This is a genomic window from Roseococcus thiosulfatophilus (assembly GCF_017311575.1).
GTDB lineage: Bacteria > Pseudomonadota > Alphaproteobacteria > Acetobacterales > Acetobacteraceae > Roseococcus > Roseococcus thiosulfatophilus.
The window spans coordinates 1-7,878 of record NZ_JAFFQY010000035.1; the positions used below are offsets into that span (position 1 = coordinate 1).

Annotated in this window: 6 protein-coding genes and 1 pseudogene; 6 read left to right on the forward strand and 1 reads right to left on the reverse strand. The window is 68.1% G+C overall.

Annotated elements, in window-relative coordinates:
- Window positions 1–51 precede the first annotated feature (51 nt).
- The 3 genes and pseudogenes from JTN19_RS20535 to JTN19_RS13140 all read left to right on the forward strand — a co-directional run.
- Window positions 52–744: pseudogene (locus JTN19_RS20535) on the forward strand (TIGR01244 family sulfur transferase); the annotation flags it as partial.
- Between the two features lie 157 nt (window positions 745–901).
- Window positions 902–1,666 carry an NAD(P)/FAD-dependent oxidoreductase gene (locus tag JTN19_RS20540; protein WP_340643326.1) on the forward strand — a complete coding sequence of 255 codons (765 nt, stop codon included), beginning with the start codon at window positions 902–904 and terminating at the stop codon, window positions 1,664–1,666.
- A 1-nt stretch (window position 1,667) separates the two neighbouring features.
- Window positions 1,668–3,467 (forward strand): SulP family inorganic anion transporter, encoded by a 1,800-nt coding sequence (locus JTN19_RS13140; protein WP_206933501.1) that lies wholly within the window; start codon window positions 1,668–1,670, stop codon window positions 3,465–3,467.
- Window positions 3,468–3,966: 499 nt separating this feature from the next.
- On the opposite strand, the gene JTN19_RS13145 is transcribed toward JTN19_RS13140, so the two are convergent.
- Window positions 3,967–4,584 carry an FMN-dependent NADH-azoreductase gene (locus tag JTN19_RS13145; protein WP_206933511.1) on the reverse strand — a complete coding sequence of 206 codons (618 nt, stop codon included), beginning with the start codon at window positions 4,582–4,584 and terminating at the stop codon, window positions 3,967–3,969.
- Between the two features lie 152 nt (window positions 4,585–4,736).
- Between JTN19_RS13145 and JTN19_RS13150 the strand changes: the two genes are divergently transcribed.
- From JTN19_RS13150 to JTN19_RS13160, 3 genes are all read left to right on the forward strand, one after another.
- Window positions 4,737–5,636: a LysR substrate-binding domain-containing protein gene (locus tag JTN19_RS13150; protein ID WP_206933514.1), complete on the forward strand. Its 900-nt coding sequence runs from the start codon at window positions 4,737–4,739 to the stop codon at window positions 5,634–5,636.
- Between the two features lie 232 nt (window positions 5,637–5,868).
- On the forward strand, window positions 5,869–6,483 hold the full coding sequence (locus JTN19_RS13155) for a (2Fe-2S)-binding protein (RefSeq protein WP_206933516.1): 615 nt from the start codon (window positions 5,869–5,871) through the stop codon (window positions 6,481–6,483).
- 3 nt (window positions 6,484–6,486) lie between these two features.
- Entirely contained in the window at window positions 6,487–7,605 is a 1,119-nt protein-coding gene (locus JTN19_RS13160; protein ID WP_206933518.1) for an FAD binding domain-containing protein, read from the forward strand.
- Window positions 7,606–7,878 lie beyond the last annotated feature (273 nt).

Genomic DNA, 7,878 nt, shown 5'->3' on the forward strand with positions numbered 1-7,878 from the left:
AAGCGAAGCAACGCGAGCCTCTCAGTATCGGAGCAGATCCTGCCCGACGCCGTGGCAGGCATCGCCGCGGCCGGATTCCGATCCATCATCTGCAACCGGCCCGACGGCGAGGGTGCCGACCAGCCGGGCTTTGCCGAGATTGAGGCTGCCGCCGAGGGCGCCGGCCTGCAGGCTGCCTATCAGCCGGTCATCTCCGGCCAGGTGCAGGACAGCGACGCCGCTGCTTTTGGGACGCTCTTCGCCAGCCTTCCAAAGCCGATCTTCGCGTACTGCCGAACGGGCACGCGCTCGGCGACGCTGTGGTCGCTCTCGGAAGCGGCGCAGGGCCGGCCGTTGCCGGAGATCCTCAGCGCCACCAAGGCGGCAGGCTACGACATGGGTGCCGTCGCGCGTCGGATCGCCAATGGCGGGCGCACGCCCACGGATGTGTCTGACGCCACGCATACCGTGGTTATCATCGGTGGGGGTGCGGCGGGCGTGTCGCTCGCGTCCAGCCTGAAGTCGCGCCAGCCCGACCTCGACATCGCTATCATCGACCCGGCCGAAATCCACTACTACCAGCCCGGCTGGACCATGGTCGGCGGCGGCATCTTCGATCCGGCGACGACCGCCAAGACCATGGCCTCGCTGATCCCGCCCGGCGTGCGTTGGATCAAGGCAGCGGTGGCCGCCTTCGAGCCTGAGAAGCGTGCCGTCATCCTCGATGGCTGTCGCGTCGTGAAGTACACGGCGCTGGTCGTAGCCCCCGGCCTCAAGCTGAACTGGGACGGCATCGAGGGCCTTTCCGAGACACTCGGCCGTAACGGCGTCACCTCCAACTACCGCTACGACCTGGCGCCCTATACCTTGGGAGTGTGTCCAAGGCCTGAAGTCCGGTCGGGCTGTCTTCTCCCAGCCGCCGATGCCGATCAAATGCGCCGGTGCGCCGCAGAAGGCCCTGTACCTTTCGGCCGATCACTGGCTGCGCAGCGGGCGGCTCAAGGACATCTCAATCGATTTCTACAATGCGGGTGCGGTGCTGTTCGGCGTGAAGGAATATGTCCCCGCGCTGATGCGCTACATCGAGCGCTACAAAGCGCAGCTGCATTTCCAGCACAATCTGGTGCGGGTCGATGGTCCTGGGCGACGCGCCTGGTTCACCCGCACCGACTCCGATGGCGCCAAGACCACGGTCGAGTGCGAGTTCGACATGCTTCACGCCGTGCCGCCGCAAACGGCGCCGGATTTCATCCGCGTCTCGCCGCTGGCGGATGCGGCGGGCTGGGTGGACGTGGACCAGGCGACGCTGCGCCACAAGACGCTGCCGGGCGTCTATGGCCTCGGCGATGCGTGCAATGCGCCCAATGCCAAGACGGCGGCGACCGCGCGCAAGCAGGCGCCGGTGGTGGCGCACAACCTCCTCAAGGATCTGGGCGCCACGGCGGAGCAGGATGCGGTCTATGACGGCTACGGCTCCTGCCCGCTCACCGTCGAGCGCGGAAAGATCGTGCTGGCTGAGTTCGGCTATGGCGGCAAGCTGCTGCCGAGCTTTCCGACCTGGCTGATCGACGGCACGCAGCCGAGCCATCTCGCCTGGCTGCTGAAGGAGCGGATGCTGCCGCCGATCTACTGGCAGGCCATGCTGCGCGGGCGCGAATGGATGGCCAAGCCGCAGATGGCCGCGTGAGATGAACGCGCGTCTGCAGCGGCTGTTCCCCATCCTGGAATGGGCGCCGCGCTACACGCGCGGCGAAGCGGTGAACGATCTGTTCGCCGCGGTGATCGTCACGATCATGCTGGTGCCGCAGAGCCTGGCCTACGCCATGCTCGCCGGCCTGCCGCCGGTGGTTGGCCTTTATGCCTCCATCCTGCCGCTGATCGCCTATGCCGTCTTCGGCACCAGCCGCACGCTCGCCGTGGGACCGGTGGCCGTGGTATCGCTGATGACGGCGGCGGCGCTGGCGCCCATCGCGGCGCAGGGCACCGCCGCCCACCTCGCGGCGGCGGTGACGCTCGCCTTCCTGTCAGGGCTGATCCTGGTCGCCATGGCGGTGCTGCGGCTGGGCTTTCTCGCGAACTTCCTGAGCCATCCGGTGATCTCGGGCTTCATCACGGCGTCAGGCATCCTGATCGCGGCTAGCCAGTTGAAGCACATCCTGGGCATCCGTGCTGCGGGCGACACGCTGCCGCGCATTGTCGAAGGCATCCTGGGTCAGATCACCACGACCAACATCTTCACGCTGCTGATCGGCGTGGCGTCGGTGGGCTTCCTGTTCTGGGTGCGCAAGCAGTTGAAGCCGCGCCTGATCGGGCTTGGCCTCAAACCCCGCCTGGCTGATCTACTGGCCAAGGCGGGGCCGCTGGCGGCCATCGTGGTTTCCATTCTCCTGGTCGTCGCCTTTGGCCTGGACCGGCAGGGCGTCAAGATCGTGGGCGAGATCCCCGCCGGCCTACCGCCCTTCGCGCTGCCGGTCTTCGGCGCCGATCTGTGGGTGCAATTGCTGCCGGCGGCCCTGTTGATCAGCCTGGTTGGATTCGTGGAATCCGTCTCAGTCGCGCAGACGCTGGCCGCCAAGCGGCGCCAGCGGATCGAGGCGAACCAGGAACTTGTGGGCCTGGGCACATCCAACATCGCCGCGGCGCTGTCGGGCGGCTATCCGGTCACGGGCGGCTTCGCGCGATCGGTGGTGAATTTCGACGCGGGCGCCGAGACGCCGCTCGCCGGTGCCATCACCGCGCTGGGCATCCTGGCGGCCACGCTCTTCCTGACGCCGCTGTTCCGCTTCCTGCCCCAAGCCGTGCTGGCGGCGACGATCATCGTTGCGGTGCTGTCGCTGGTGGATTTGAAGGCGATCCGGCGCACCTACACCTATTCCAAGGCCGATTTTGCGGCGATGGCCGTGACCATCCTGCTGGTCCTGTTCGTCGGCGTAGAGGCCGGGATCGTCGCCGGCGTGGCACTTTCGCTGCTGCTGTTCCTGTGGCGCACCAGCACACCGCACATGGCGATTGTCGGCCAGGTGCCGGGCACCGAGCATTTCCGCAACGTGGACCGGCACGCGGTGATCACCGATCCCGCCATCCTGTCGCTGCGTGTGGACGAGAGCCTGTACTTCGCCAATGCGCGCTATCTGGAAGACCGAATCTACGCCGAGGTCGCGGCGCGCCCCGCCTTGCGGCATGTCATCCTGATGTGCCCGGCGGTGAACCTGATCGACGCCAGTGCGCTTGAAAGCCTGGAGGCGATCGCAGACCGCCTGCGTGCCGCCGGCGTCGGCTTTCATCTGTCGGAGGTCAAGGGGCCGGTGATGGATGCCCTGAAGCGGTCAGACTTCTTCGAGCACTTCCATGGCCAGGTGTTTCTCTCGCAGATCGAGGCCGTGCGGGTTCTGGCCTCAGGGACAGAAGCGGGAGCGGCCGCGACAATCAGCCCTCCACAGTTGCCGGCGCGCCAAGGGCTGGCTCAGCCGGCGAGACACGTCTCATAGCGCCCAGCGAAGGTTGGAATCCGGTTCCCACCGCTGCTCCAAAATTCCTTCTCATTTCCAAATCTTTGCTGTTGTGGCGGTCCTGTTTCCGCTGCTTTCCCACGCGCATGGCATGAGGCGGGGAAGCACCCGCTGTCGCGGCATGGCGCATGGTGTTGAGGCTTGGGCCAAATCCTCATGTTCAGGATCATGGAGCCGCCGGCTTTCCGGGCCAGGTGAAGCCGTGGCGGCTCGGAGAGGCTCGTCGCCGGCCCGTCATCGAGAACCGCCACGACCCGCTCCGCGACGCGGCCGGCCCCGAGCGGCCGAGCCACGGGTGACCGTGCGAACCTCCACGACGCGATCACCGGAAAGATCATCGCCGAACTCGAGGCCGGGCGCCTGCCCTGGGTGCAGCCCCGGGTGTGGCCGCGCTGATCGCCCTGCCGAAGAACGCAGCGACCGGCCGGATGATCATCACGCCGCCTGGCTGACACGCGGCGAAGGCAGGGGAAATGGCCTACGCAGCGGCGGCGCGGTGGATTTCGGGTTCGAGGTTGGTGATGAACGCAGCCATCGTCTGCCCGCCCGTGTCGACGGCCTTCGCACCTCCGCCGGCGACGACCGTGACATCGGTGATGCCGATGACGCCGAGGATCATGCGGAGGTAGGTGGTGGCGATGTCGCGCTCGCGGATTGGCGACCCTTCCGTATAGACCCCGCCTGAGGCGAGCAGGATGGTCGCCCGCTTGCCCGTGACAAGCCCCTTGCCATCCAGGCCAAGCGTCAGGCCCTTCCGGACGATGTGATCCACCCAGGCCTTCAGCGCGGCAGGCACGTTGTAGTTGTAGACCGGCGTGGCGATGACGATGTGGTCGGCGGCGAGGACTTCGCCGACCAATGCGTCGGAGAGGCGAAGCGTGTCCTTCATCTCCGGCCCATGCTGCCCGGGCGGGGTGAAATAGGCCTGCAGCCACGGTGCCGTCACGAAGGCCAGGTCGGTCTGCGCAAGGTCGCGATGCACCATGGCCCCGTCCGGATGCGCCGCCTTCCACGCCGCCACGAACCGCCCTGTCATGGCGCGGGATATGGAATGCTCGCCGCGCGGGCTGGTCTCGACGATGAGAAGCTTGGTCATGTGCGTGTCCTGACACCTGTTTCGAAGGGGCAGCCCTCGCCCGCGGAAGATGCCGGCACCCTGGTGGGCTGCACGGAACCGATCTAAGGGCCCGCAACAAACGGCAGGAGCGATAAAATCATGATCATTTCCATCGGCCGAGGTGATGGAGGGTGATCGGCAGCCTCAGCCTCGATCAGCTCCGCGTGCTGACGACGATCGCCGACACCGGCAGCTTCTCCGCCGCGGGGCGGAAGCTTGGTCGCGTGCAGTCAGCGATCAGCCAGGCGGTGGCCACGCTGGAGGCAACGCAGGGCGTCATCCTGTTCGATCGCAGCGGTCATCGGCCGCGGCTGACGGACGCCGGCAGGGTGCTGGTGGATCAGGCGCGGCTGGTGCTGGCCAGTGCCGCGCGCTTCGAAGCCTTGGCGGCCGGTACGCGGGGTGGGCTGGAGCCCGAGCTGGCGCTTGCCATTGATCCTCTGGTGCCGACCGCGCCCCTGATCGAAAGCCTGCGCGCGTTGAGCGACCGGTTCCCCGGTCTGCCGGTCACGTTCTCGACCGAGGGATTGGGCGGTTCGGAACGTCGGCTGCGCAGCGGCCGCACGGCACTGGGCATCTGCATGCTTTTGCCCGGTGTCCCGGACGACATCACCGCCTATCCGCTGATGCGCATCGCGATGCTGCCCGTGGTTGCCCCCTTCCATCCGCTGGCCATGCTGCGCCGGCCCGCCTCGCGCGGCGATCTGGAGGCGCATGTCCAGCTGGTGCTGTCCGATCCCGTGGACCCGGGCGGGGCCAGCTATGGGCTTTCCAGCGCGCGCCTGTGGCGCTTTGTCGACCTCGGGCGTCGCATGGACTTCCTGCTCGCCGGCTTCGGCTGGTGCCGGATGCCCGAGCATCTGATCGCGGGGCTGATCGAGCAGGGCAGGCTTGTCCCGCTACCTCTCGAGGACGATCCGGCCCCAAGCGGCGAGCTCGTGATCTACGCGGCGCACCGTCGGGATCATGCGCCGGGCCCCGCCGGGCGATGGCTGCTGGACCGGCTGCGGCAAGGTCCGCCGCTGGCCTGATCCGCCGCACGCCTTGCAGGCTGACGTCACACGGGCCGCGGGCGCGCGCGAGATCAACCTCAGAATGTGCTCACCTTGATGTGTGGGCCGTTCCGCAGGCGACTGGCGCGGTCGGCGGATGCGCCGGGCATCGGAAGCAGCAATTTCGCGTGGGCACATGGCAATCCCGCGAGCGACATGCGCGGCGGTCCCGCCGCAAATTGCGCGCGCAGCTTGGACAAGGAGGCGTGTGATGGCAGGGCCGGAGGAAAGCCCAGGGTCGGAGGCGCCGCCGGCGCTGGCGCGGCGTGAGCTGCTCGCCGGCGGGGTCGCGGGATCGGTGCTTGCCGGCAGCCCGCTGGCCGCGGCCGCGCGTGGGGCAACCGGCCCGCATCATCGGCCATTGACGTTCGTGGTGAACGGGCTCGTCAGGACGCTCGAGATCGACAACCGCACATCCCTGCTCGACGCGCTGCGTGAGCATCTGGCGCTGACGGGCGCCAAGAAGGGGTGTGACCACGGCCAGTGCGGCGCCTGCACGGTGCATGTGGATGGGAGGCGGGTGCTGGCCTGCCTGACCCTGGCCGCGCAGGCGCAGGACCGCCAGGTCACGACGATCGAGGGCATCTCCGGCCCGGACGGCCCCCTGCACCCGATGCAGCAGGCCTTCATTGACCACGACGCGCTGCAATGCGGCTATTGCACGCCCGGTCAGATCATGTCGGCCATCGCCTGCGTGCGCGAGGGCCACGCGGCATCGCCGGACCAGATCCGCGAGTACATGAGCGGCAATCTTTGCCGCTGCGGTGCCTATGTCGGCATCCTTGCGGCCATTGAGGACGCCGCGCCCCGGATGGGGGCGGGCTGACCCATGCGCCCCTTCCGCTATACCCGCGCCACCTCCGTCGCCGAAGCGGTGGAAGCCGCGATGGCCGGGGGTGCCGACACGCGCTACCTCGCCGGCGGCACGACGATCTACGACCTGATGAAGCTCGGCGTCGAGGCGCCCGCGGCACTGATCGACATCACCGGCATCCGCGAATTGGAGCAAGTCTCGGTCTCCGCCGCGGGGCTGAGCCTCGGCGCGCTCGCGCGGATGAGCGATGTCGCCGAGCATGCGGCGGTGCGGCGCGATCTTCCCGTGCTCTCCGAGGCGCTCTGGAAGGCGGCGTCGCAGCAGATCCGCAACATGGCGACCATCGGCGGGAACCTGCTGCAGCGGACCCGCTGCGCCTATTTCCGCTTCGGCGCGCCCTTCGCGTGCAACAAGCGCGCGCCAGGCAGCGGCTGCTCGGCGATGGACGGGATGGACCGCCCGCTCGCCCTGCTCGGCACGAGTCGGCACTGCATCGCAAATTACCCGGGCGACCTCGCGGTCGCGCTGGCAGCCCTGGATGCCGAGGTGGATGTGATCGGACCCGCCGGCCGGCGCAGCATCCCCATCGAGAGCTTCTTCCTGGAGCCGGGCGAGACGCCGCACATCGAGACATCGCTGGCCCATGGCGAACTGATCACCCATGTCCGCATCCCGCGGACCGGGCGTGGCCGTGCCTCGACCTACCACAAGATCCGCGACCGCGAATCCTACGCCTTCGCGCTCACCTCGGCCGCGGTCGCGCTGGAGATGGATGGTGCTTCGGTCGGTGCGGCGCAGGATGTAGACATGCTCCCACTCCGCAATGATGGCGTTGTCCTTGCCGCGCATCCGCCAGGCAAGCCGGGCCTGCGCGACATTCGGGAACAACTCGGTTGCGGAGAGCAGTTCGGCCTCGGGTCGCTCCACACCCTGTCGGCGGTAGAATTCCATCAGCCCCACGCAGTGGGCGCGGAAGGCATGGCGTTCCATGGCGAAATTGCCGGTTGGCGAGGGGAACAGCCCAACCGCGTCCCACAGCTCACTGAGCGCGGCGGCATCGTTGCGGGTGAACGCCTCGACGTAGTCGGTGAAGAAGGCGGTGATATCCTCGTGGAGGGTCATGTGGGCTCCTGATGGTGCGGCGGGCGCGGGAGCGACATCGCTCACGTCGCACCGCCGTTGGGGTGGAAGGTGAGGCAGGGCCTGCTGACCCTGCCGATCAGCCGCGGTGGAGGTGTCAGCCAGGCACCCTGGCCTCGGGCGGCACGCCATCCCGGCCAACCATCGCGCGGTGTGCGGCGTCCGTGTCCGCCGGCACCCACACGATGGTGGTGCTCTCGCCGGAGCCCACCATCACCGGAACCTGGCCATGCCGCGGCGCTTGCGCGAAGCCGGGCTCGATCAACT